General features: G+C 33.7%; 21 protein-coding genes and 1 pseudogene. All 22 read right to left on the minus strand.

Annotated elements, in window-relative coordinates; all coding sequences use genetic code 11:
• Positions 1-240: 240 nt before the first annotated feature.
• The 22 genes and pseudogenes from WKT05_RS01685 to WKT05_RS01790 all read right to left on the minus strand — a co-directional run bounded on the left by WKT05_RS01685 (position 241) and on the right by WKT05_RS01790 (position 24,054).
• Positions 241-1,959 carry a DNA topoisomerase 3 gene (locus WKT05_RS01685; RefSeq protein WP_340412651.1) on the minus strand — a complete coding sequence of 573 codons (1,719 nt, stop codon included), beginning with the start codon at positions 1,957-1,959 and terminating at the stop codon, positions 241-243.
• A gap of 215 nt (positions 1,960-2,174) precedes the next feature.
• Positions 2,175-2,282, minus strand: coding sequence for a hypothetical protein (locus WKT05_RS01690; RefSeq protein ID WP_338091499.1), 108 nt, complete (start codon positions 2,280-2,282; stop codon positions 2,175-2,177).
• Positions 2,283-2,511: 229 nt separating this feature from the next.
• Positions 2,512-3,354: a nucleotidyl transferase AbiEii/AbiGii toxin family protein gene (locus WKT05_RS01695; RefSeq protein ID WP_110058305.1), complete on the minus strand. Its 843-nt coding sequence runs from the start codon at positions 3,352-3,354 to the stop codon at positions 2,512-2,514.
• A complete protein-coding gene (locus WKT05_RS01700) occupies positions 3,351-3,950 on the minus strand; it encodes a type IV toxin-antitoxin system AbiEi family antitoxin domain-containing protein (RefSeq protein ID WP_277261017.1) in 600 nt (199 codons plus the stop codon). The genes WKT05_RS01695 and WKT05_RS01700 overlap by 4 nt, the downstream gene beginning before the upstream one ends.
• Before the next feature lie 84 nt (positions 3,951-4,034).
• Entirely contained in the window at positions 4,035-4,952 is a 918-nt protein-coding gene (locus WKT05_RS01705) for a CD1107 family mobile element protein (protein WP_340412652.1), read from the minus strand.
• A 10-nt stretch (positions 4,953-4,962) separates the two neighbouring features.
• Positions 4,963-7,308, minus strand: a complete 2,346-nt coding sequence (locus WKT05_RS01710) for a leucine-rich repeat protein (RefSeq protein WP_340412653.1) — start codon at positions 7,306-7,308, stop codon at positions 4,963-4,965.
• The gene (locus tag WKT05_RS01715; RefSeq protein WP_340412654.1) at positions 7,305-7,592 is read right to left on the minus strand and encodes a hypothetical protein; all 288 of its coding nucleotides are present in this window, start codon (positions 7,590-7,592) and stop codon (positions 7,305-7,307) included. The genes WKT05_RS01710 and WKT05_RS01715 overlap by 4 nt, the downstream gene beginning before the upstream one ends.
• Before the next feature lie 14 nt (positions 7,593-7,606).
• Positions 7,607-10,723, minus strand: coding sequence for a C40 family peptidase (locus WKT05_RS01720; protein WP_340412655.1), 3,117 nt, complete (start codon positions 10,721-10,723; stop codon positions 7,607-7,609).
• Between the two features lie 6 nt (positions 10,724-10,729).
• Positions 10,730-11,674, minus strand: a complete 945-nt coding sequence (locus WKT05_RS01725) for a DNA-methyltransferase (protein WP_445323172.1) — start codon at positions 11,672-11,674, stop codon at positions 10,730-10,732.
• On the minus strand, positions 11,659-14,148 hold the full coding sequence (locus WKT05_RS01730; RefSeq protein ID WP_340412656.1) for a VirB4-like conjugal transfer ATPase, CD1110 family: 2,490 nt from the start codon (positions 14,146-14,148) through the stop codon (positions 11,659-11,661). Before WKT05_RS01730 ends, WKT05_RS01725 begins: the two co-directional genes overlap by 16 nt.
• Entirely contained in the window at positions 14,102-14,476 is a 375-nt protein-coding gene (locus WKT05_RS01735; protein ID WP_340412657.1) for a PrgI family protein, read from the minus strand. Before WKT05_RS01735 ends, WKT05_RS01730 begins: the two co-directional genes overlap by 47 nt.
• A complete protein-coding gene (locus WKT05_RS01740; protein WP_340412658.1) occupies positions 14,476-14,745 on the minus strand; it encodes a hypothetical protein in 270 nt (89 codons plus the stop codon). Before WKT05_RS01740 ends, WKT05_RS01735 begins: the two co-directional genes overlap by 1 nt.
• A 32-nt stretch (positions 14,746-14,777) precedes the next feature.
• Positions 14,778-15,644 carry a VirB6/TrbL-like conjugal transfer protein, CD1112 family gene (locus WKT05_RS01745; protein WP_340412659.1) on the minus strand — a complete coding sequence of 289 codons (867 nt, stop codon included), beginning with the start codon at positions 15,642-15,644 and terminating at the stop codon, positions 14,778-14,780.
• Between the two features lies 1 nt (position 15,645).
• Positions 15,646-15,735: pseudogene (locus tag WKT05_RS01750) on the minus strand (Maff2 family mobile element protein); the annotation flags it as partial.
• 165 nt (positions 15,736-15,900) lie between these two features.
• Positions 15,901-17,760 carry a group II intron reverse transcriptase/maturase gene (gene ltrA / locus WKT05_RS01755; RefSeq protein ID WP_340412660.1) on the minus strand — a complete coding sequence of 620 codons (1,860 nt, stop codon included), beginning with the start codon at positions 17,758-17,760 and terminating at the stop codon, positions 15,901-15,903.
• A 718-nt stretch (positions 17,761-18,478) separates the two neighbouring features.
• On the minus strand, positions 18,479-18,610 hold the full coding sequence (locus tag WKT05_RS01760; RefSeq protein WP_000394212.1) for a Maff2 family mobile element protein: 132 nt from the start codon (positions 18,608-18,610) through the stop codon (positions 18,479-18,481).
• A gap of 1 nt (position 18,611) precedes the next feature.
• Positions 18,612-18,932 carry a hypothetical protein gene (locus tag WKT05_RS01765; RefSeq protein WP_026302338.1) on the minus strand — a complete coding sequence of 107 codons (321 nt, stop codon included), beginning with the start codon at positions 18,930-18,932 and terminating at the stop codon, positions 18,612-18,614.
• Between the two features lie 193 nt (positions 18,933-19,125).
• Positions 19,126-19,473, minus strand: coding sequence for a type II toxin-antitoxin system RnlB family antitoxin (locus WKT05_RS01770; protein WP_019035353.1), 348 nt, complete (start codon positions 19,471-19,473; stop codon positions 19,126-19,128).
• 348 nt (positions 19,474-19,821) lie between these two features.
• Positions 19,822-21,609 carry a VirD4-like conjugal transfer protein, CD1115 family gene (locus WKT05_RS01775; RefSeq protein WP_340412727.1) on the minus strand — a complete coding sequence of 596 codons (1,788 nt, stop codon included), beginning with the start codon at positions 21,607-21,609 and terminating at the stop codon, positions 19,822-19,824.
• Between the two features lie 37 nt (positions 21,610-21,646).
• On the minus strand, positions 21,647-22,141 hold the full coding sequence (locus WKT05_RS01780) for a PcfB family protein (RefSeq protein WP_019035355.1): 495 nt from the start codon (positions 22,139-22,141) through the stop codon (positions 21,647-21,649).
• Positions 22,123-23,010 carry an ATP-binding protein gene (locus tag WKT05_RS01785; RefSeq protein WP_019035356.1) on the minus strand — a complete coding sequence of 296 codons (888 nt, stop codon included), beginning with the start codon at positions 23,008-23,010 and terminating at the stop codon, positions 22,123-22,125. Before WKT05_RS01785 ends, WKT05_RS01780 begins: the two co-directional genes overlap by 19 nt.
• A 33-nt stretch (positions 23,011-23,043) precedes the next feature.
• The gene (locus tag WKT05_RS01790; RefSeq protein WP_019035357.1) at positions 23,044-24,054 is read right to left on the minus strand and encodes a replication initiator protein A; all 1,011 of its coding nucleotides are present in this window, start codon (positions 24,052-24,054) and stop codon (positions 23,044-23,046) included.
• Between the last annotated feature and the right edge of the window lie 14 nt (positions 24,055-24,068).

The raw sequence follows: 24,068 nt of genomic DNA on the forward strand, positions 1-24,068 counted from the left end.
CTTCTACCAATACTTTTCCAATAGTCGTACTCTGCACAAGCTGTGGCATTGGGACTTATAGAGTAAATACTTAATTGATGGGCGTAAGTATATTTATAGTTATTGCCCAAGGTTTTTAGAAAATCCGTGTAATAACTTGGATTAGCTATCTCTTTTCTTGTGGCGTTTAATATCTCTGCTACTTCCTTGAAATTGTATCTTGCCATTTTTTCTCCTTTCCTGTGTGTCTTTTATGCTAGCTTATTGCTCATTTACGCATTTATAGAGATCTATCTGCTTAGCAATAAATGCTTCAATCTCTTGTAAGAAATCTTCCTCCCTGCTTTTGCCTTTCGAAATATAGTAAAGGCTGGTTTCCCAATCAGAGGTTAGTTTTGCATTTTTTAGTTCCTTAGCCACTATACTGATAACAGCCAAGCCTAAATGGGTGGGAATAAGGTTTTTACCTTCTCTTTTGATGTATTTCTTATAGATTAAGTTCTCTATAATCCCTGCTCTAGTGGCTGGTGTTCCAAGTCCCACTCTTTCCACTTCAATACCTTTGTCTATCTCCCCTTTTCCTGCTATTTCCATGGCTTTTAAAAGGCTTTCTTCTGTATAGGGCTTAGGAGGCTGGGTGTATTTTTCTTTTATGGTTTTTTCTTTTATGCTAAACTCATCTCCTGGATTGACTATAGGGAGGGGATTGTCTTTCTTATCTTTAGGCTTGTAATCTTCTAGATATTTTGTAAATCCTCCATCTATAACTGTCTTTCCTTTAGTTGTAAATTCAAAACTATCAAATTCAGTTATTATTTTTGTGAGTTTTTCTTTAAGGGGATAGGCGAAGCTGGCATGTAATTTATTTTCAATGAGTTTAAAAACTCTTTTTTCGCTTTCCGGTAAGTTCTCAATCTCTTCAATGCTTGCACTTGCAGTGGGGATAATGGCATGGTGGTCTGTTACTTTCTTGGAATTAAAAATGACCTTGATTCTATCGGTATCAAAGTCATTTTTCCCTAATATATTATTTACAAGGCTTGTAATCATATCCTCCGTTAAATACCTGCTATCCGTCCTTGGATAAGTAATCAATTTTTTCTCATAGAGACTTTGGGCATAGTCAAGGCTTTGTTTGGCAGAGTAGCCAAAATATCTGTTACATTCTCTTTGTAGTGTAGTTAGATCAAATGGCAGATCTGGTTTTGTGATTTTTTCCTTTTCTTCCACATAATCTATTTTTATAGTCTCTGGGACTAAGTTTTTTAACTGTTCAGCAATATCTGGATTATCTATTCTTTCTGTTGCTAGAGAAAAGTCATCTAAGTTAAGTTCTACTGTATAGTATTTTTCTTTTTTAAAGCTTTGGATGTCTCCCTCTCTTTCTACCATTAGGGCAAGGGTTGGTGTTTGGACTCTACCTACCGAGTAATTTTGTTTATATAAAAGGGAGTAAAGTCTACTTAAGTTCATGCCTACCAGCCAATCCGCCTTTGCCCTGGCCGTAGCAGAAGCAAATAAATTATCGTAGTCCTGACCCTCTTTTAGCTTTTCAAAGCCTTCTTTAATTGCTCTGTCTTCCATGGACGAAATCCATAATCTCTTTATGTCTTTTTTGCACTTTGCTTGCTTATATACAAGTCGAAAAATGAGTTCCCCTTCTCTTCCAGCATCGCAGGCATTTATGACTTCATTAATGTCTTTTCTGTTCATTAGTGTTTTTAAGATGGAGAATTGTTTCTTTACTTTGGGAAGGACGTAGTATTTAAACTCTTTAGGAAAAATGGGCAAGTCCTCCATATCCCATTTCTTATATTTTTCATCGTAAAATTCTGGAGAAACTAATCCCACTAAATGGCCTACACACCAACTTATGATGTAGCCATTGCCCTCCATATATCCGTTTTGTCTATTCTTTACACCGAGAACCTTGGCTATGCTCATTGCCACACTCGGTTTCTCTGCTATTACTAGTTGCATATTGCCTCCTTTGCATTAAAAAAGGCGATAGATGAAATTTTTTTCTCTATCGCCTAAGTTATGATATTTTTTAATTGTAAACTATATAGTGCCCTACCACGGATGGTAAGGGCTTGATCCTTTATTAAGATAACACAACCACCCTTATATTTCTATACTATTTTTTAACTACCCAATAGCCATCTTTTGCACTGCCGATATATTCTATTGCTTTTTTATATGCTAAGCTTTTTAAATCTCTCTATGGTACGTTCTGACACAGAGAAAATTTCTGATAAATTTAGAGCCGTGATTTGTGACTTATCTTTGATAATCTTAATAATTTGTTTACGCCTATCGTCAGGCTTTAATTTTTGACCGACATTTTAACCGACACTTTGACCGACATTTTGTCCCTCATTTTGACCTTCACATTAACCCTCACTTTTACCCTCATAATTTAAGTTTTTCAAAACTGTAAAAACGAATTTTCTATTTCTAAATCTTGAACGTCTAAATTTAAAGTTCCATTTTCGTCCTTTTTATTCGTATTATTGTTCTTTGATACGAGTTTTAAAGACTTAGTTTGGTAAGAACTTCATTTATTGTGGCTAATATATCATTCCAATCTATCTCTTTAGAATACTGGTTTTTTCTACTATAATTATCCCATATATCCTTAAGCTCTTTACTTGCCTTAATCTCCTTCAGGTATTTTTGTGAATTTTGTATATATTCCAAACTATTCCTTTCCTCAGCCTTAATTATAAGAGCTTTCCTTAACCCCTCATAGTCTAACTGAGGATTTAGTTTTGTTAAAATATATATATCATAGTAATCTCTCGCTCTAGTGTTTAAAACATTTCTTGATAAAATAGTTTCTATCTTTTCAGCCAAAATTGTGGTCAAGGGGTAAGCTTTAATGTCGATACTTTTATCTGTAAAAAGAAGTTGATAATTATAATCTACCTCTTTAGGAATGATACAATCTCCCGTTGTAATATCAATTTTTATGGGTGTTTGCATATTAAAGAATGTTGCAATAAGAGTTATTCGAAAATCGTCATATTCTCCAGCCTCGTGAATGGAGCGTATTTTTTCAATTGCCCAGGTAATATTATCTTCTAATTCTATTTTTATAACTCCTTCAATTATCTTCCTAATTGACTCTTCATTTACAGGAATTCCTTTTATTGTCGTGTCTATATCCATGGTAGATCTCATGTCTATCCCAATAAGGGAAGAGATTAGAAATCCCCCTTTAATAATAAAGTTATCACTATATTCGCTACTAGAGAGTCTGCAAAGAAAGCGTTCCATCATATAATAATTTAAAAGTGTATTTGCCGGAAGATTATATTTCTGTTCTGCATTTCTAATTTTATCTTTTAATTGTCTGGGACTTGTAAATATCATATAAGAACCTCCAAATAGTTTCTCATTTGTTCTTCACACTTAAAGTATTTAGAATATCTTAATAGTTCAAGTTTATCTAGTTCTGCGTTCTTTAAACCTCTTTTTAATGCTGTAAGAACGAGATCTTTATCTAAGCCGTTAAGCTTACTAATCATTTGCACTAAGGTCATTTCTTTTGTATATACGTAAACCAAATTTCCAAAGGGACTTTTGATTTTTTCTTGTCCTTTTTCCCATAAATCTTCTTTCAAATAGTAGAAAAGATACTTGTCTCTTTCCTTAATCATAGATGTATTATATCCTGATGGAATCGTTGATATAATCTTATGGGGATTTTCATCACTTAATTTGTGAAGATAAAGGGCGGTCTCATGAGAAAAAATAGCTTTAGGTGCTCGATGTTGAAAAATATAATAGGAATCTTCTAAAAATTCCGGATGTAGATAAAGACCTTTGGCAACCCTCTCTAGGCTACCTTGCTTTACCATCCTCTGTAATTTTTTTGGACTAATATTCTTTTCCTCTGCTTCTTTTATGGTAATGGTTCCACCATTACTTTTTATAATTTCTAAAATATTCTCACTTAAAGCTGACATTTTCTCACCGCCTTATAAACAATAGTCTTAATTTATCGCATATATTATATCCTATACGAGATTAAAAGACAACTGTGCTGTGTTTTATTCAAAGTCATCTTCATCTGGAACTAATATTTCGGTATCTTGCTCGTCTTCATCTAAAGGATTTTCGTCGATGAAATCCTCATCTTTTTCTGTCCCGTCGTATTCATATTCATCTTCCCATTCATCATAGATGGTGTCGTCTTCTTCATCTTCCTCTTTCTTATAAACCTTAAAGTAGTAGCCAGCTCCAAGAACTCCTGCTACAATCAAACCTACAAATAAGTATAGTCCTGCTCCTGACTTTTTCTCCTCCTTGACTTCTTCTTTAGCTTCTTCTACTTTTTCAGGTTGAACTTTTTTTACCTCTTCCTTTTTAGGCTTAAAATCCGACTCTCCTTCTATCATGTTCAGAAGATCCTGTTCTCCCACCTCTGTCAATAGCTGAACATTTTCCTCGTGTTCTCCATGGTCTACAATTAAGTGAAAGGTTTTTCCACTCTTTGTTTGAAAGGTTAAAAACTGTCTCATATCTATAGGCTTCTGATTTGAACTTTCATTTGTCTGCTCAGGATTGACGGATGTTGCTTCCTTTTGTTCTTCTACAATATCTTCTTTTTTAGGGGTAATGTCTTTATCTTGTCTGTCAACATTTTCAATAACTGTCCCCCTTGCCTTGTTTTCTTTTGTGGCAAGGGGATTAATGGCTTTTTCATTGCCTCCATTTACTGGTTTTACTTTTTCTTCCTTCCTTTCCGGAACTTTAGGTACATCTTGATAGGGTATTTCTTCATTTGAAGGGCTGTAAAGATCTTCTTTTTGTAAAAGCTGGTCTAAGCCTTCCTTTTGATTTTCAGGTTCATAGATTTCTTGCCCTTTTTCTTTAACTACTCCCTCTGTTCCAGCAAAAACATTCATTGGTAGTATTAATAGGGTAAGGAGCAAGACTAGACTTGCTCCCTTTTTTATTCTTCTCATAAATATCTCCTTACTTTACGTGTTTAAAGACATAGACAGCTTGTTTGTCTTTGTCCCATTCAATGGTTTGATCTTTTCCATCTTTAATATCTCCATGACTTGCTCCAAAAGCTTTAGCAATATTTGAAATTGAAGCATGAATTCTTCCATTTATAATCACTGGCTTAACATCTGAATTGTAGACCTTTCCATCTGAATCTTTCATAACACCAGTATCAATATTTAGTCTTAATGTCTTTTTAGCTAAGATATTATTCTCTTTATTTGAGAAAATAGCTTCACGAGTAGAGTTGTCATACTCAACATTAAAACCTAGAGTATAGGCAATATATCTTACTGGAATCATAGTTCTTCCTTGGTCTACATAAGTTTTTACATCCATATATACTGTTGTCTTACCATCTTTATTGATAATGTTATAAAAGTTTTTGTCTACTTGGAAAACTGCAAATTCTTTTTCATCTTTAACTTGTTTTTTGCCTTGTTGTTCCTCCTGTTTTTTCATCTTGTTAAGATCAAATTGATTTAGGATATTCTTGTCATCAGCTTTCAAAATTTCGTCCCACTTCTTATCTTGAGATTTCTTATCTTCTTTCTTCTCTTTGTTTTCTTTTTGAAGTTTTAGAAGTTCATCTAATTTCTTAGATAAGTCTTGGTTTAGGTTTTTGTCTTTTTCATCTTTAGCTTGTTTTTCAAGTTCTTCTTTCGATTTTTTATTTGCTTCCTCGATTAACTTCTTTGCTTCTTCGATTTTCTTATCTAATTCTTCTTTTAGCTTTTTAATTTCTTCTTCAGAAGCTTTTTGTTTTTCTTCTAGTCCTTTAATCTTATCTTCTAATTCTTTTTTTGTATTTTCAGAAGATTCTTTTAAACTATCAATAGTCTTTTGAAGCTCTTCAATTTTTTTACAGCATTCTGCCTTAGAATTTTCTGTCTCTTTCTTTTTAGACTCAAGGTCTTTTATCTTAGTATCTTTTTCATCAAGTGCTTTTTCCAAACCCTTAATTTTATTATCTTTATCCTCAATTTCTTTAATCTTCTTTGCAAGTTCCCCTTCTAAAGACTCAAGCTTTTCTTGCATTTCTTTGATTTTATTTTCGTTTTTATCGGTCTTTTCTTTCTCAGCTTCTAACTCCCATTTTGTAGATGAATAATCTTCTTTTAGTTTTGCATTTTCATCTTGCATTCTTTTTAATTCATCTTTAAGCTGCGTAATTTCTACTATTAGTTCATCATTGTTAGAATTTTTAAAATCCTCAATTTCTTTATTCAATTGAGCAATCTTATTATCTTTATCTCTAATCTCTTCTTCTAGCTTAGCCTTTTCTTGTTTTAGTTTCTCTCCATTATCTTTACAAGATTCTAACTTTTCTTTTAATTCATCTATCTTTGATTGGTCTTCTTGTTTCTTATCATTTAAGTCTTTGATCTGATTTTCTAAATCCTTAATGTTTTTAGTTAAATCATCAATCTTATTGTCCTTTTCATCAATGTCTTGTCCTGTTAAATCTGTTTGAGTATCAATGGAATATTTATTTGGATTGTATATAGTCATCTTTCCTTGATACATATCATTGTTATAATCAAATTCAAGTTCTACACTATCTACATTCTTATCAAAGACAAACTCTCCATTTTCATAACTTAATCCATTAGGAATAGATTTAAATCCTTGATTTCCGTTGAAACCAAAATGATTTTCGTAAAATGGATTTTGTTTTGGTCTATATTCAACTTCTTGATTATGGAATACTCCCTTACTGTTAATATTTGGATTGCCTAAAACTTTTATAGTGTGCAATTTATTTCTTGAAAAAGCATACTGTTCAATTGTCTTCACAGACTTCGGTATAGTTATTTCTTGGAGGTTATTTCTTTCAAAAGCATTATGTTCAATATTTACCAAAGTATCAGGTAAATCCACTTCACTAAGTTCACAGGAGAAAAAAGCAAGACCGCCGATAGTTTTTAGGTTTTGAGATAGTTTAACCTTTCCTATTTTCCCAGTATAGAAGCTAGCGTAGCCAAGAGAAGTAACGGAGTCTGGAAAAACAACCAGATCATAAACCTTTCCTCGTCCAAATTCTCGATTAAATCTATCCTTGTCTCCCATGTGGTCTAAGGAATAATTTCCTCTTACTGATTTTGTTCCTTCAGGAAACACTAAGGTCTTGGTTTTCTTTTGCTTGGCCATCCCTTGATCACTATAGGCAATGATGTTCCCTGGTGAACTATATAAAAAATCTTCCTCTGTCCAGGCTTCCTCTTGTGCATAAACAATATTTGTCCCTACAAAGCTAAAGACGCTTCCAAATAATATGAGAAGCGCCAATGACATACTTATTAACTTTTTCATTCTATAATCTCTCCTTCGCTATTTTCTATATTTTCTACTAAAGTCCTTCCTTCTTTTAAGTTCTTTATCTCTTCTTTTTCTCTTTTTTCTTCCTCCTTGTTTTTTCTCACAATATCTAAAAATTCATCTAAGGAGATTTCCCTAGACCTAAATTCTTTGATGACCTCTATGTTTTCCATTTCTATTTGTTCTTCTTCAAGAACTTGCAATTCTATTTCTATCTCTTCTTTTTTAGCTCTAAGTTTCTTTTGTTTTTCTATATTTCTTACTAATTTTCTATTCAAATTCTTATCCCTCCTTAACGTGGTCTACCAAAAGCATAAAAATGGTTTTTCCAATACTTGCTGTTTATACTTGTGTATTGAATCGGGTCTCCTGCGTGAATCATCATGCCGTTTCCCGCATAAATGCCGACATGGGATATAGGGGTCCCGCTTTTATAAGTTCCTTGGAAGAAAATAATATCTCCTGCCTTTGCTTCAGATGGACTTATGGGATTGCAATAATTTTTATAGATTAACCAGGCTGTGGTTCTCGGCATATTTCTTACACCAGATTTAGTAAAGGACCAGCAAACAAACCCCGAGCAATCAAAGTTCTTTGGTCCACTTGCTCCAAAAACATATTTTTTCCCTATATGTTTCTCTGCTTCATTAAATAAGGTTTTTACGCTTGCATCATCAAAGGCAATGCCTGGGTTACCAAAATTTGGATTGTCCAGTATTTCTGATAAGTCCCCATTACCAGACCCAAATATTGAAGCCATATTTCCTTGAGCAGATAGCAAGGCTTCGTAATGGGCAAGATTAGTTTCGTAATCCTTAAAAGCTTCCCTTGCCACTTCATCAATGGTCTTTTTAGAAAGGGTTAAGGTAAAGATCCTATAACTATAGGGCTTTCCCTCACTATCATATTTGGTTATAGTCTTTACGGAATAATCTTTTTTATACATCTGATTAAAGAGCCTTTTAAGTTCTCCCTTAATCTTATCTACTGACTTTATCTCTCCAAATCTGGCTGTTAAATAGGAAAATAACTCATGGACATCATGACCTACGGTATCTCCCTTTACTCTATATTCGTCATAGCCCGGATGATAAGAAGATAGGCTATCAATTTCATCTTGGAGGGCATTTTCATAGCTTAAAAATTCATTATTTACATCACTTAGAACGCCCTCATCAGACAAGTAGGTCGTCGTGGTGATATTGCTGGCAAAACCTGCTGTCATTGTGGCCATGTTGCTCCCCATTTGAAAGAGGACAAAGAATAGGCCTATTATCCCTAGAGCAAGAAAGACTTTTTTATATCCTCCATTTTTTATAAAATCCGTTACTTTTTTTGCTCCACTAGAGAAAGACTTCTTTATTCTCTTGGACAAACTTTCCTTTGTCTTTTTCCTAAATCTTCTTTGAAATCTTTTCTTCATAAAGAAGCGGTTTAAAGGATTGGTCTTTTGATAGGTGCTTGTCTTTTTTAAATCTTCAAAGTTTTTTTGAAAAAGAAGTTTCTCTTCTCTTTTGTGGATTTTTTTATCCAGCTTTCCAAGTTTTTTTCTTGTTTTGAAAGGCTTTTTTCTCCTATCCCTTCTAATTTTTCTAAGACTTAATTCACTTCCTCGGGTTAGTTTATAGGCAGCATCTATCCCTGCATTATCCTCTTTTCCACTATAAAGATAATTTGCTGTTATACTTGTGGCTAAAATAGCTGGGCTATCCAGTTTAGAACCTGCCTTTTTCTCGTCTTTTAACAACTTCTTTTCTGTTTTTTCTTTTTTCTTATATAGTTTTGATATTTTCTTTTCATTATTATGAAATTTAGACTCCCCTACTTCTTTTTCAGATTGGAACTTTTTAGACTTTATGTTTTTTGTTAAATCCTTATTTAAATCCTTTTGACCTTTTTCTTCTGCTTTAGATTTTTCGCTATCCTTTGAAGTTTCTATTTCTTCCACATTTGTCTTTTTCTTACGGGTGAGTTTCTCATCTCCTGTAAAGTTTGACCTCGTTTTCTCTAGGCCCTCTTTTTTCTCTTCGCCTACAGGCAGTTTCCTATTAAAATCAGTTTTATTTTTTAGTTTTTCCTGATCTTCCGCCCTATAAAAGTTTTGGCTTCCCCCTTTTAAAAAAGCTTCTTTTCCTTTAGCTTTTCTAAGCTGTGGGCTTTGCTTTTCCACTAAGGTCTTTTTTAATTTTTTGTTCTTTATTGCCTTATTAGTTAAGGGCTTTTCTTTTCCAAGGGGTTTATTTCTATAATTCCTATTTTCTTTTATGACCTGATAATCGGTCCTTTGATTTTCTTTAGGAGCTTTTCTTTCTTTATGGCTATAAGATACATCACTATCTCTAAAATCCACATCATAGCGGTCTATAACACCATCATTGTCCATATCCTTTCCTAGAGGATCATATATCTCGCTAGGGCTTTGGCTGTTGCCTTTCTGTGGACTTGTTGCTTCCTCTTGAAACTTTGTTGTTCTTTTCTTTTTTATCGAGTCCGTCTGTAGAGTGTTCTCCTTTACCCTATCTACTCTTAGCCTTGAAGATTTCTCTCTAAAGTTTCCATGGCTATTTTCTGTTGAGCCATCTTCTAAAACCTCTTTATTCTCTTTACTTTCATTTGGCTGTTTAAAACTTTTTCCTTGAAGGATTTTCGCCCCATCAAAATTATTTGTCAGCTTGATTGGATAATCTTTTTCTTGAATGCATTCTTTATTTTCTTCTTCATAGCTCCTAAAAGTTCTTTCTGCTTGTTTTTTCTGCCTTTGGCTCTTACTCATCTTTTCATTCGGTAAGAAGTCCTTCCTATCATTTATGTGAGGCTCTTGAACTTGTTGATTTGTATCTCTTTTAAAGGTATTTTTGCCTTCTATCCTTTGATCTTCTTTTTTCTTTTTACTCGGTCTTATGCCCAGCCCTAATTTTGGCAAAGAAAAAACAGGAAGACCGTCTTCCTGCTGAACTTGGGGTATATAGGCTTGACTGGAACTTCCAATATATTCTTCAAACTTATCCTCTTCATAAGAAAGAGGGTTTCCCATGGAAAATGACTCCATTTCTTTGCTTTCAATATTTTGATTTGTATCAATTCGGTTCTCTTCAAAGATTCTTTCCGCCATTTTCTTCTGTCTTTTTTCTTGTGGTGTCTTCTCTTTAATATTAAAAGGGTCTGGAATCTTTTTTTCTTCTTCTTCCCCTCTTGAACTTTCCCTATTAAAGGTGTCTTTCAAAAAATCTTTTTGTGGATTCTCTTGTTTTATTTCCTTCTCGTCTGTACTTTGCCTGTCGGTCTTAAACTTTGTTGCTTTTGGTAATTCTTCAGTAGCTTTAGTTCTCTTTTGGCTCTTTAATTTACCTCTCTTATCCTTGGTCTTTGTTGGCATATCCCTTGGATTGATAGGGTCTCTTTTTTTCATAATATATTACCTTCCTTCCTCTATTCTTTTCTTAGCAAGTTGGCAATAGTCCCTGTTAATTTCAATCCCTATATATTGCCTGCTCATTTTCTTTGCCACCATGCCTACTGTTCCGCTTCCCATAAAGGGATCGAGAATAAGTCCATTCTCGGGGCAACCGGCTAATATACAGGTTTTTACTAGCTTTGGCGGAAAAGAAGCATAGTGTTTTCCCCGAAAGGCAGAGGTATTTATCGTCCAAATATCTCTGGCATTTCTCTTTTTAGGAATAGTATCTTCTGTATAGTCATTTCTATTCCTTGGTTCATTTAAACTCTGCCTTTTCATGCCACTTTTTTCATTCATATACTTGTTGTCTTTTCCTACCGCTGATAAATATCTTCGCTTACTGGACTCAGCTAAGGGTTTAGCTAGAGCATCATAGTTGTAATAATAGCTTTTAGACTTTGTCAGTAGGAAGATGTGCTCATAGGACCTGGTCGGTCTATCTCTACAGGATTCAGGCATGGCATTTTCCTTATGCCAAATAATATCGCTTCGTAAATACCAGCCATCTTCCCTAAGTTTTAAGGCTAATTGCCAGGGTAGCCCCATTAAGTCCTTTGGCTTATAGGCTGGCCTTTCTTCCTTACTTTTTGTACTTGCATATAGATCACCTATAACAAGCCATAGACTCCCATCTTCTTTTAAAACTCGTCTAACCTGTCTAAAAACCTCTACCAAATTGTTTAAATAGGCTTCAGGGCTATCTTCTCTTCCTATTTGGCTTTCATGGTGATAATCTCTTAAGCCATAATAGGGTGGTGAAGTTATACAGCTATCAAAAAGATTTTCAGGAAAGTCTTTAAGAGCTGATAGGGCGTCTAAATTAATAATGTAATTGCTCTTTATTGATTCCTTTGTAACTTTTTCTTTTATGGTATTTTCCTCCCCTCTTAATCTTCTTTTAATTCTTCTGGTTTAGTGGTCATTAAGCGGTAAAGTTTTGTATCCTTTGGAAATCTGTCTACAAAGGGAACAATGGTATTACCATAGAAAAGTAGACCTTCCCCTTCATTAGAGTTGGTTACATAGGATAATTGATGAAGGGAGATATTTAACTTCTCTGCCAGTATTTCCCTATCTCCTCCTGCCTGATTCAGCATTAAAATAAAGTCTGTATTGTCAAAAATATTTTCAATTTCAGCGCTAGCCAGAAGGTCCTTCACGTTTTGCGTTAAGCCTGTGGGCATGCCACCCCATTTACGGAATCTCTTCCAAATTTCAACAGAATAACTGGCTGTTTGTTCTTCTCGTAAAAGCAAATGGAATTCATCGCAGTAGTACCTGGTTTCCTTCTTGTTTCTGTTAATGGTAACCCTATTCCAGACTTGATCTTGAACAATCAGCATACCGATTTTTCTAAGTTGTTTTCCCAATTCCTTGATGTCATAACAAAGGATACGGTTTGAAGTATCTACATTGGTTCTATGGTTAAAAACATTTAAACTTCCTTTTACATAGATTTCCATTTCTACCGCTAACTTTGCCCCTACCTTTTCTTTTTGCTCTTTTAACAGGTTGTAGAGGTCTTCTAAAATAGGCATATTTTCGGGAATAGGGTCTTCAAAGTATTTCTCATAGAGAATGGGTAGACACCTATCTATAACCGATGTCTCCTCTGCACTTAATCCCTCTTTTCCAACAACCAACTCAAAAAGAGATAGTATAAAGTCCGACTTTAGGGATAAGGGATTATCTTCATCGGCATAGTCTGCGTTAATATCTAAAGGATTGATATAATCTTTACTGGTAGGAGATATCTTTATTACTTCTCCCCCCAATGCCTTGGTTAAATTTCCATATTCTGACTCTGGGTCACAAATAATAATGTCGTCTCCAGTAATGAGAAAGGCGTTGGTTATTTCACGCTTGGCAGAAAAAGATTTGCCTGACCCCGGTGTTCCCAGAATCAATCCATTAGGGTTTTTTAAGAGCTTCCTATCCGCCATAATAATATTTCTGCTTAAGGCGTTTAAGCCATAATATAGGCTTTCCCCACCTAAACAAAGTTCTTCTGTAGTAAAGGGAATAAACACAGCAGTAGAGCTAGTTGTCAACCCTCTATTTATCTCAATCAAATTATGTCCTAAGGGCAAACTACTCATTAGTCCCTGTTCTTGCCTATAGTTTAAATTTTTAAGGATACAATTGTGTCTTCCTGCTATGGAATTCAGTTGAAAAAGAATATTTTTTAATTTCTTTCTACTCTTTTCCATATTCAAAAATAATATACTAACCACAAACATCCTTTCATTATGGTTTTGTAGTTCCACTAGGAGCTTTTTTGCATCGTTTCCGTAAGTTACAAGGTCTGATGGTAATATGTCCATATCATATCCTGCACGGATTGCCTTCTTGTTTTCTTCTATTTTCATTTTGTCTAAGTCTGTAATTTTTCTTTTAATCATCTTAATGGCTTCCGTTTGGTCAATGGAGTTAATGTGAAAACTAACCACCATGTTTTCTTCAACACTTAAAAACTCTGCCAACATACGGTCGGATAATTCAGGGGCTAAGATTTGAAGAAAATTGACTTCTCCCGTATAGGGTCCAATATTAAATTCGTTGACCTTAGAAAAATTGAAGGAAGGAGGGGCTATATAGTCCTTGGTAGAAAGACCGGAATGTTTTAAGTCATCAAAGCTAAATACAAATTTTTCCTCACTGTTTAAAAGGTCGTGCATAAGCTTTAATCTTTCATAACCGTTTAAGACATAGGCCTTGACCCCCAATTTTTTGAAGTTATTTAGAAGGTCTATTTCCATTTTTTCAAGTCTCAACTTGCCCTCTCTTAAATCGCTTGCTTCTAGCGTAAAGGTAAGGTACATGTTCTTGCTAAGTCCACGATTACCTTTTTGACTTTGTTGTCTAAGCATTTGGGTATATTCCTGTCTGATTTCATTAAAAGCATCTTTTCTTTGGGGAATAAAAATATTCTTTTCTACCTCTTCATTTTTTCCTATGTGATTAATATAGGAGAACTGAATGTCTACATTGGGATCAAAATAGTTTAAAAAGTCTGAAAATTGGTTGAAGATGGCTTCCTTATCCTCTTCCGTTGAAAGCTGGTAATTAATATCATAGAAACGAATGGTCTTATTAAATTTGTTGACATCAATTTGACAGATTCCATCTCTAAGCATTCTTAAATAGGGTAGGGAATCCTGAACCGTCTTTTTCCTCTTCTTTTTAGACGAAAAAAGGGAGAACTTCATTTTCTCGTCTCCCTTTTCCCTTGCTCCATGTTTTAACTTGGTTTTTGATTTTTCTCTATTAAGTTTGTTTTGCGTCTTCCTAATATTTCTTAAGTCTTCTTTTTGTCTTTTTAAAGACTCCTTATTTTGTAAGAGTTTTTTCCTTTGCTTTATTTCGTTTTTGTTCAATTTTTCCTCCTTTCGCTTTAAGGTCATAAATGCAGTCTGTTTGATAGATTCGGATACTGGTATGCCTTTTTTTCTCTAAATAATATTTAATGTACTTTTCTAAATAGAGTCCATCTTTTTCATAAAGAGTGGAAAAGATGATGGGAAAGGCTACTGTAATCATGAGTAGCATGGACAAATCATTGGGAAAGAATTTTCTCGACAGTAAATACACAGGAAAGCCTATAGCTCCTGCTAAGGCAAAGCCGATAAGCTGCCTTTTTGTCAGGTTGAGGGCAACCTTGGTTTTTACTTTGGTTAAATCTTTAGGCACAGATACATAAGCCATTAGATTTCTCCTTCTTCCTCTTCCAAATTAAGACATACAGCAAAATCCAGCTCTTCAGCTGTAGAGTCTTCCAAATCTTCAAATAAGGGTTTTAAGTAGGAGACTTCCTTTTCCCTGCTATCTGCTAGTCTTTTCAATTCCTTGTGTTTCTTTCTTTCAGTATAAAGATAGCCAGCGTAGGCTAAGGGTAAGCTAAAGCAAGCAATAACTTTTGAAATATTGTTATGTCTACATGGGTACTTCTTTCTTTTGTTTTTTAACTTAATCATAAATTTTCCTTTCTTATTTGTTAGTACGCTTTTTAATGGGCGTTTAAAATACTCTTAGCCATGGATCCTGACTTCATCATAGTGATACCTAAGATGAGGGTATAACCTAAGAGTTCAAAAATACTTTTGTGAATATCTGTTATATTAAGAGTTTTTACTAAAACCGCATATATGCCTACACATATTAAAAGAAATAGGCCTTGGAGTCCTAAGGCAAAAAGTCCCTTTATATAGTTAGTCCCAATACTTCCCCATTCTTTATTTCCCATAGTTGCAAAGGGAATAGCACATACGGAGGAGTAGATATAGATTTCTATCATTCTGCCGTAAAGTATAACGGTAATTAAAATAGAAATGGCTTGGATGACTAATTTAACAATAGCAGTCTCAATGGCAATCACTAGCAATTGTCCTATGTTCTGACTTTCCTTTAAAACTTCCACCATTTTATCTATGTCTCCAGGTGATACTTTAGCTGTTATATTGACTACTCCTGCCGCTTTTCCTATTAAGCTCTGGGCCACATCAAAAACAGCCATAGAAAAATCAAAAGCATGAGACACTAACCAAACTGCAATCCACATCTTAATTACATACTTAAAAAAATCAAAGGTATCTACTTCATGCAAGTTGTTCTTGTTCATTACCGTTTGAATCAGTTCAATGCATAAAACCGCCGTTATAATAAGGGCGGCTATGGGAAGTATGACATTTTCTGAAATGGACTTTATAAAGGTAAAAACTTCAGAGTTCCAAGCACTCGGAGTTTTACCTACTTCAGCTCCAATGGTTGCTACTTTATCATTGATGTCTAAAAGCATTCCACTTAAATTTTCTTTTATCACATCAATGAGCATTTCGGAGAAAAACTCTTTGATTTTATCAAAGATATTAAACATTTTATTTCAAGACGTTAGCTAACAGTGGAATGAGTTTAAGACCAATTAGCACAATCCCTCCGCCTGCCATAAGTTGTTTGATACCTTGAGATTTTGCACCAGATTGCGATAGGTAAGCCTACAGTTTCAGTGTTTCCAGCTTTTCCCTCGCTTAGCACCGTGCATGCGACTTTCACCGCACACGGCGCCCCATCGCAAGAAAGATTTTCACGTTTTAATTAAGATTTACACACTTCTCAACAACTAGTTATTTCTTTTAAATGGTTGGCAATCCTACCATTTCTCTGAGTTTATTACATTTCTCAATTTGCTTACCTGTTAAGGCAAGTTCTTTTACATATTTTAGGATTGTATCTTCTTTTATTGCATGGACTAGTATATGCACTTTTTCTGTTACAAGAATTAGATTGCTGTACTTGTCTGTACCACCTTTTTCAAGTGGTAGTTTATGGTGGCAATGTATATCACTTGGTGTTAATTTATTCCCTGTTACAAAACATCTTCCATATTGAGCTGCAAAGAGAGAAATCCTATTGTCTGCATACTCTATACTCTTATCAAGTACAGGGTGTCTCATTAACCAAACAAGAGTGTCTATATCAATTTGTAGATTTTTATGAATTAAAGATCTACCCTCTACAGTGTACTTGTTTATATCTTTTTTCTTGTGTTTTGCGTCCTTCGTTTGGATATACCCCACTGGAATTAATGGGTGTCCGTTAAGGAAGCGAAGTTGTTTACTTTTTCCATACTTATCTTTGATAAATCCTTTATTTAATGTCCCATTGGTCTTTAAGTCAAGCCTGTTGTTCATTTGCTTTTTAATGTGAAAGGCTATTTTAGCAAAGTCTAAACTCACATTTGTTGCTATTTGGTAATAATTATGCAAGCCTGAAACAGTAGCATTATACCTAGCTATTGCTTTGTACTGCTCTTTTTCATTTGCAGGTCTTTTTATATCCGCAACACATTTAGAAATATTTTCTTTTGCATTTTTCAGTGCCTTATAACTTATATGCGACTGTACTACAAACTTTTTACCTTTTGGTTTAACCTTCAGCTTGAAGCCTAAAAACTCTGAATACCTTTGTTTTAGGTTCGTGATCGTTGATTTTTCTTCATTTATTGTTAATTTAAGCCTATCTTCAAGCCACTGTTTCACTGCTTGATATGTCCTTTTTGCATCATAGTAATTACTGCAAAATATTTTAAAATCATCAGCATATCTTACAATGTAAATTTCCTTGAGCTTACTTGACCTTAAGGCTCTATAGGTATGGCTTTTTATTTCCGTTCCTTTGCTATTAGTCTTTTGCTTATATGGATAATGCGTTGGCATTGTTGCCCATTGGGATGAAACCCACCAGTCCAACTCATTTAGTACTATATTAGATAGCAATGGGGATAAAATACCTCCTTGAGGTGTACCCTTTGTAGGTATAATTGTTTCACCTTTTGGCATTACAATATTAGCCTTTAACATTTCCTTGATAATGCAAATTAGCTTTTTATCTCTTATTCCTAAGTGCCATATTTGTTTTATGAGTTTTGAATGACATACATTATCGAAAAATCCTTGTATATCAATATCAACTACATAGTGTAAATGCTGTCTTTGCATTAGCCTTGCACATTCTGCAATAGCGTGTTCTGTATTCCTATTAGGTCTAAACCCATAAGAACTGTCGTGAAATTTCGCTTCACATATTGGCTCTAAAATTTGTAAAATACATTGTTGTACAATTCTATCAACAATCGTTGGTATTCCAAGCGGTCTTGTTTTTCCATTAGGTTTTGGTATTTCCACTCTTTTTACAGGGCGGGACTTATACCAATGAAACTGTTTTTGTATTAGAGAAATGTATTCTTCCTCATTTAGTTTTGATAGATGGTTTATTGTTCTTCCATCTACTCCTGCTGTGTGACTGCCTTTATTTCCTTTTATACTTCGATAGGCTAGTTTTATATTTTCTCTTGAAGTTATTAACCCCATTAAATTTGAAAATACTTTATTCTCACTGCTATCTTTATATAGATTATCAAGGACCTCTTGCAAGTCATAATATTCCGTATAACGGATTTTATTTTGTTTTAATCTTTGTTTCGAAGTGGACACAGGCACCATCTCCTTTCGGATTTGATTTTCTTTGTCATACTCGAAGCTGTGTTTATCTTAATTTCAGTTCTTGTTCTTTCTTGTGACTAGTGGCTATCCCTCCACGAGCTTATTATTCTCGCTTCATAGGTACTATGCCACCACTTTCACCAAGATAAAAAATAGTTATATGATTTTTTTTCTTATCATTTTCCCATTTAACACTTCATTAGCATTAGTCTGCCTCCATGTTCTTGGTTTACCACGTTCCAACAATCCTATCATTGAATACGTTTAGGTTCTTCCTCTAAGCCTGTGTTTAGCTCTCGCCTTATCGCCTGTAACGATATATGGACTTTCATAACAACCATTCTTACTAATCCACAAACACACCATCTTTGATGGTAATTGCCGTTAGACAAATTCAAACGTCTAGACTTGTACATTCGGAAGTGCGTCAGTGTTTTGGTATACACATTCTCACCATGCGTATTCGACACCCGGCATATAGGTAGCACCATTTACCTCTAAACAGGTTTCGTATAACTATATAGCTATTTACGGCTACTCTCTGCCGACTTCACCGAGCTTTTGACAATAAATTAGTCTAATATTTATTGCCAATCGGAGTATCAGTGTAGGCATTTCAGGGCGTTACTCCATCATTCTACCTATTAGATTGTTAGTTCTCCTAAGTTTCGGACTTTATGTCCTTAAACTTAGTGCATAAGCTTTTCACTTATGAACGTGTCGCACGGTTGTCATTACCATACCCCTCCATCAAGTTGATAACGCCCCAAGCTCCTAATCCCGCACCGATGGCGGTAACTAATATTTTTAAAACATTAACTGCCTGTGTAAAAAATTCCATATTATTCCTCCTGATTATCTTCTATTTTTTCTTTTTCAATTTTGTTAACATGCTTTACAATAAAGTTTTTGAAAATCTTTTCTTCTTTTTTCACTTCTTTAAAATAGCCAAAGACATGAATATACTCTCCGCTTTCAAAATCTCTAACAAGATCTGTCTTATCTCCATATAAATTGCAATAAATATATTCCTTTTTCTTATCTTTGTTCTTACGTACAATGGTGAAATTGGCAAAGGGAACTTCTCCTTCTTTGCTTTCAATGACACCAAATTTAATTTCTCCAACTACATTTCCATTAATATTGAGCATTTCTTTTTCCATAACTTCTCCTTTTTCTATTTTTTCTTCTTTTGACAATGAAAAAAGGACACCTATTTATTAGATGTCCTGATACTATAACTATTTACTTTTTTAAGGAGAGTCTCGTTCGTGGTATATTTTCATACGATCCTCCTATTTTGGGCAAAAAAATTCACCTAAAATTTTTATTTTCTTTAGGTGTACTTCTTGTTATTTAATATGTTGCTAATAATTCTTTTTGAGAGTTTGCCAAAATTGAATTTTTTAACCATACTGGTTCTTTTTTTATTATAGAGTTTGCAATTTTTAATATATCTTTATTAACCTCAGAGTAGGAATAATTATTTAAATTTAAGCTTCCATCTTTATTAACCTCTATCTCTATAAATCTGTAGCTATTTATTCCTGAAACTAAGGCAGTGTCAACTAAAATTTTGCCTCTAAATGTAGAAAGAAGTTTTATTTCTTTTAAGCAGGCAGAAATTTTTTCTCTATAATCTAATAAAGTTATGATTTTTTTATAGCCTGAAATATTTAAGTCATTTATTAAATATTTTTCCATAAAAACCTCCTCTCCAAATTATTTGTAGTTTCAATCCATTATTCATTCTCTATTAGGATGTAAAGTTAATCTAAAACATACATTTATCATGCCTTATTTTAGATTAACTATCCTATTTTTTTATTTAGCAACATGTATTTTAAATTTAAATTTTAAATATTTCTTACACACTTCTTGATTCTTTATAATTTTTTCACTTTTACTACTAAAAATCAAATGACCCGACTTGGTCCGCATTGTTAAGAGGCGTGTCGGGTGCTGTCGATATTATCGACAGGATAGAGCATTTTTTGTCAAGGCTTATCCTTTAGTTTTTTGTTATTTTATTAGTTCTGATACTATTATAGTTTAAGCCTCTAAAAGTTCAACAACCATATCGCTTCTAAGTCTTACCTCGTCTTTTCTCTTAAGATATTTTTCTACGTCAAATGCATTTCTTTTGTCATGGTCTTCTAACAACTTATAGTTTTTATGTTTTGTAATATCAAACTTGTCTGAAAGAAAAGGCCTTACTCCTCTTAATTGTAATATACATTTTCCACCATCCATTACTGTTATTTCATCTTGACTCATTAAATCTTTGCCTGTCTTCTGATAGTTTAATCCATAGGAGTTTTGGTTAGATCTTGTTTCTGATGTGTTGTATAAGTCTATGGTCTCTTTTCCTAGGGTTTCAGAGAGTTCCTTTAAGGTAGTCTTTTCTTTTCCTCCAAGAAATAAGGTGGAATCACAATTGCCTGATATGGTATCCGCATGGTCTCTATAATTCGCTTTAAGCTGAGATTGGGCTTGAAGTACAATACAAGCTGAGATTTCCCTACTTCTGATGGTGGCTATGAGCTTTTCAAATTTTGGTATTTGACCTATATTGGAAAATTCGTCCAACAGGCACCTGACATGAATGGGTAGTCTGCCACCATATACATCATCTGCTCTATCGCATAGAAGGTTAAATAACTGAGAATACATCATGGCTACGACAAAGTTAAAAGTGTCATCGGTGTCGGATATGATAACAAAGAGTGCTGTTTTTCGATCTCCTAGCATATCTAACTCTAATTCATCTTCACTCATTAGGTTTCTTAATTCCTCTATATCAAAGGGAGCAAGTCTTGCACCACAGCTAATAAGGATGGATTTTGCAGTTTTTCCAGCTGCTAGCTTATATTTCTTATATTGCTTAACTGCAAAGTGGTTGGGCTTCTCTTTTTCCAAGGCTTCAAACATATAGTCTACAGCATTTTTAAAATTTTCATCCTCTTCCCTAACTTCACTGGCATCAATCATGGCAAGAAGGGTAGTAAAGTTTTGTTCTTCCTTAGGCGCTTCGTAATAAATATAGCCAATAAGGGCTGTATAATAGAGTTTCTCGGCTTTCACCCAAAAATCCTCAGTAGACTTTTCCCCTTCTCCCTTAGTATTTGCAATGATTGTCTGAACTAATTTTAATATATCTTTTTCAGACCTTAGATAGGCAAAGGGATTATATTTCATGGACTTTTTGAAGTTTATGGTGTTAAGAACTTTTATTGAATAGTTATTTCGCTCTAGCATCTTACCACATTCTATGATTAAGGTTCCCTTTGGATCAGTAACAACATAGCTACTATGCATCTGCATTAAGTTTGGTTTGATAAAAAACCTCGTCTTACCAGAACCTGACCCTCCTATAACAAGGACGTTTTTATTTCTAGCATATTTTGGATTTTTTGGTCTGCTATTCATAGTCAAAGTTTCTGTCTGTGTCAATATTATATTATTTTTAAAGTCTTTATCTATATAGGGTTCTATGTCCTTTGCCGTTCCCCATCTTGCAGATCCATATTCTTTTCCTTCTCTAAACTTTTTGACATTCTTTTTCTTTTGCCATAGGATAAGCTTAATAGTCAAACTTAACCCTAAACCGACTGTTAAGTCCCTTAATTTAAGTGAAGGCAATAAGCTTATCGTATCTATTTCAGAAATAGCCATCATTATTCTATCTAGAACGTCTCCTCCAATGTAGGAGTTAATATGATGTGAAAAAATATTGCCAAAATAGAAGAATACGAGATAAGGTAGGTTTTCTAATACAAACTTCTTCTTGTCTCGTATTTTAAAAATATTTTTCAAATCTTTTATTATATTTTCCAGTATTTTCGTAAGATTACCTGCCTTTCTTTTTTCTCTCAAGCTATAAGGAGTGTTCTTGGTGTTTATGTTTTACCTTATCCTTATCAAGACTAGCTTTGACTTTTTCTTTGAAGTTATTAAGCTTTTCTATGACTGATTCCCTTCCCTTATCCTTATTCATAAATTTGTTTACCGTACTTTTAAAGGCTTGCTCCATGACTTTTTCGTCCTTGGCTTGAAAAAAGATGATGTTGTTGCCTGAGAATAAATCTTTCTTTATGCTAAATTTTACGCCATAATGATTTAATTCTTTTTTTAAATTCTTTAAGTCAATATCATTTAATTCTAAGGTTTCAACCTTTCCTTTTTTCACTAAGTCTTTAACTTTGACTTTTTTAAATTTACTTAATAAACCTTCTTTTTCTTGTGTGGATTTTGATTTACCCTTTCTTCCTTCTAACAGTTTTTTCATTAGTTTGATTAATTGTTCGGCTGTAATTTTGCCGCCTTGCTTTACTATGGCTATCACTCTTGAATTTACTTCTTCATTTTGCATATCTCACCTTCCTTTAAAAGTTCATAGATGAGGTTTGATTTGTCTTTCATCTTTTTGATTCGTCTGTTTTTTCCTGTAAAGATAATGGGACTTGCCATTTCCAATATTCTTGAATAAATTCTTTTTTCTCTTACTCCTATAGGATTAGTTAATTGAGAGATATTTAAGTTTGTCGTTATAATTAGAGGTTTCCCTACCCTATACCTCGCGTCAATAATATTGAAGATATGTTCATAAGCAAAGTCTGTGGTCCTCTCCATGCCAAAATCATCAATGATGAGGAGTTTTTTCTCATTTAAGCTATTGATATATTTGCCCTTATTTATATCGAAATTGGTCATATCGTTTAGAATACTTGTGAAATTTGTCATTTTAACAGATATACACTGGTCTATAAGTCCGTTGGCTATGGTTGCCGCTAAATGCGTCTTTCCACAGCCTACATCCCCTGTTAATATTAGACCTAAATTATTTTTATAGACTTCCTCAAATTTATCCACATAGTTTTCTGCTATATCTCTGTGTTCAGAATCCCTATCCATGTTTTCAAATCTCGCTTTAAGGAAAATACTGTCTTCGAAGCAAGATCGCCTTAGTTCATTAATTCTCAACATCTGCTGATATTTTCTTCTAGCTTCTTTTTCTTCTCTTTCTTTTTCTTGCATACACTTGCAGGATATATGAACTTTTTTCTTGTCTCCCATAAAGTCAATAAGTTTTTCTTTTGCAGTATGACAATGACCACAGGTTAAAAGATTGGTTTTCTCATCTACATAGTCTAAGGATTCTTCCATATCTTTTTCTTTGCTTATATTGTCTTTGCCTCTTTTAGTTATTACTTCGCCTAATAAAGCGCTTATATTTTCCATAAAAACCTCCTTCCTAGCTTTTTTTAATCGTTTTTAAGACTTATTTAAAAACTCCTTCCAAATTCTTGCGTCTTGGTCATATGTGATGTCATCTTGGCTGTCTGGTCTTTTTGAAACCCCCTCTAATTTTAGATTTTCATCTGCATTAAAGAGAATGGTTAACAGGTAGGCCTTTAGGCTCTTAATCTGCTTTTTAGGGACTTTATTGAGGTAATCTAGAACATAGACTATATGCTTAAATTCTAAGTCTAAAAACTTTTCCTTTACTGTTTCATGGTTCACATAGATCCCATTTATTTTTAAAGGATTTTTATTTATCAATAAATCTGTTACAAGAGAGAGAATTAAATCAATTCTTCCTTCTTCATTGGGATAGGTGGTTATTAATTTCTCATAAGAAATATTATCTTTGATTTTTTCTTTTAAATCCTCCTCCCTATTTCTTTTTAACTCTTCTATAGGTTTATCTTTCGAGAAGATGGAGGTGGTATTATTAAAATCAGTATTACTATAATCAGTCTTATTAATATTAGTATTATTACCTTGTGATTTTAACAATTCTTGTTTTGTGTTATTCATCATTCCTGAATTGTGATTTTCACTATTCTTGAATTGTGATTTTAATAAGTCTGGTTTTGTGATTTTTTCTGGTGAACTTTCAGTTGTTTTTTCTATTCCATTAATTATGAAGTTTTTTACATAGAGAATATTAGGCTTACCCAATCCTAGTCTTTTCTTTTCCACTAGACCAATTCCTTTTTTCTCATCTAACTCTTGAAGTATTTTTGTGGCTTTTTGCGTTCCACAGCCAAAAGTTTCTGCAATTTCCTCAATAGGATAAACGATATATACTCTATTTTTTTCATCAAGCCATTTATTTTTCATAGATAGATTCATTCGGTCTAAAAGTATGCCATAAAGAACTTTTGCATCTACAGATAATTTTTTAAATACCTTGTCAGTAAATAGAATTTTGGGAATCCTAAAAAAAGTAAATTGGTCAGCTTCTTTGCCATAGTAGTAATCAAAGCTTATCTTTTCCACCACTTCCCTCCCTT

This window comes from Peptoniphilus sp. HCN-40583 (assembly GCF_037892835.1).
In the GTDB taxonomy this organism is placed as follows: domain Bacteria; phylum Bacillota; class Clostridia; order Tissierellales; family Peptoniphilaceae; genus Aedoeadaptatus; species Aedoeadaptatus rachelemmaiella.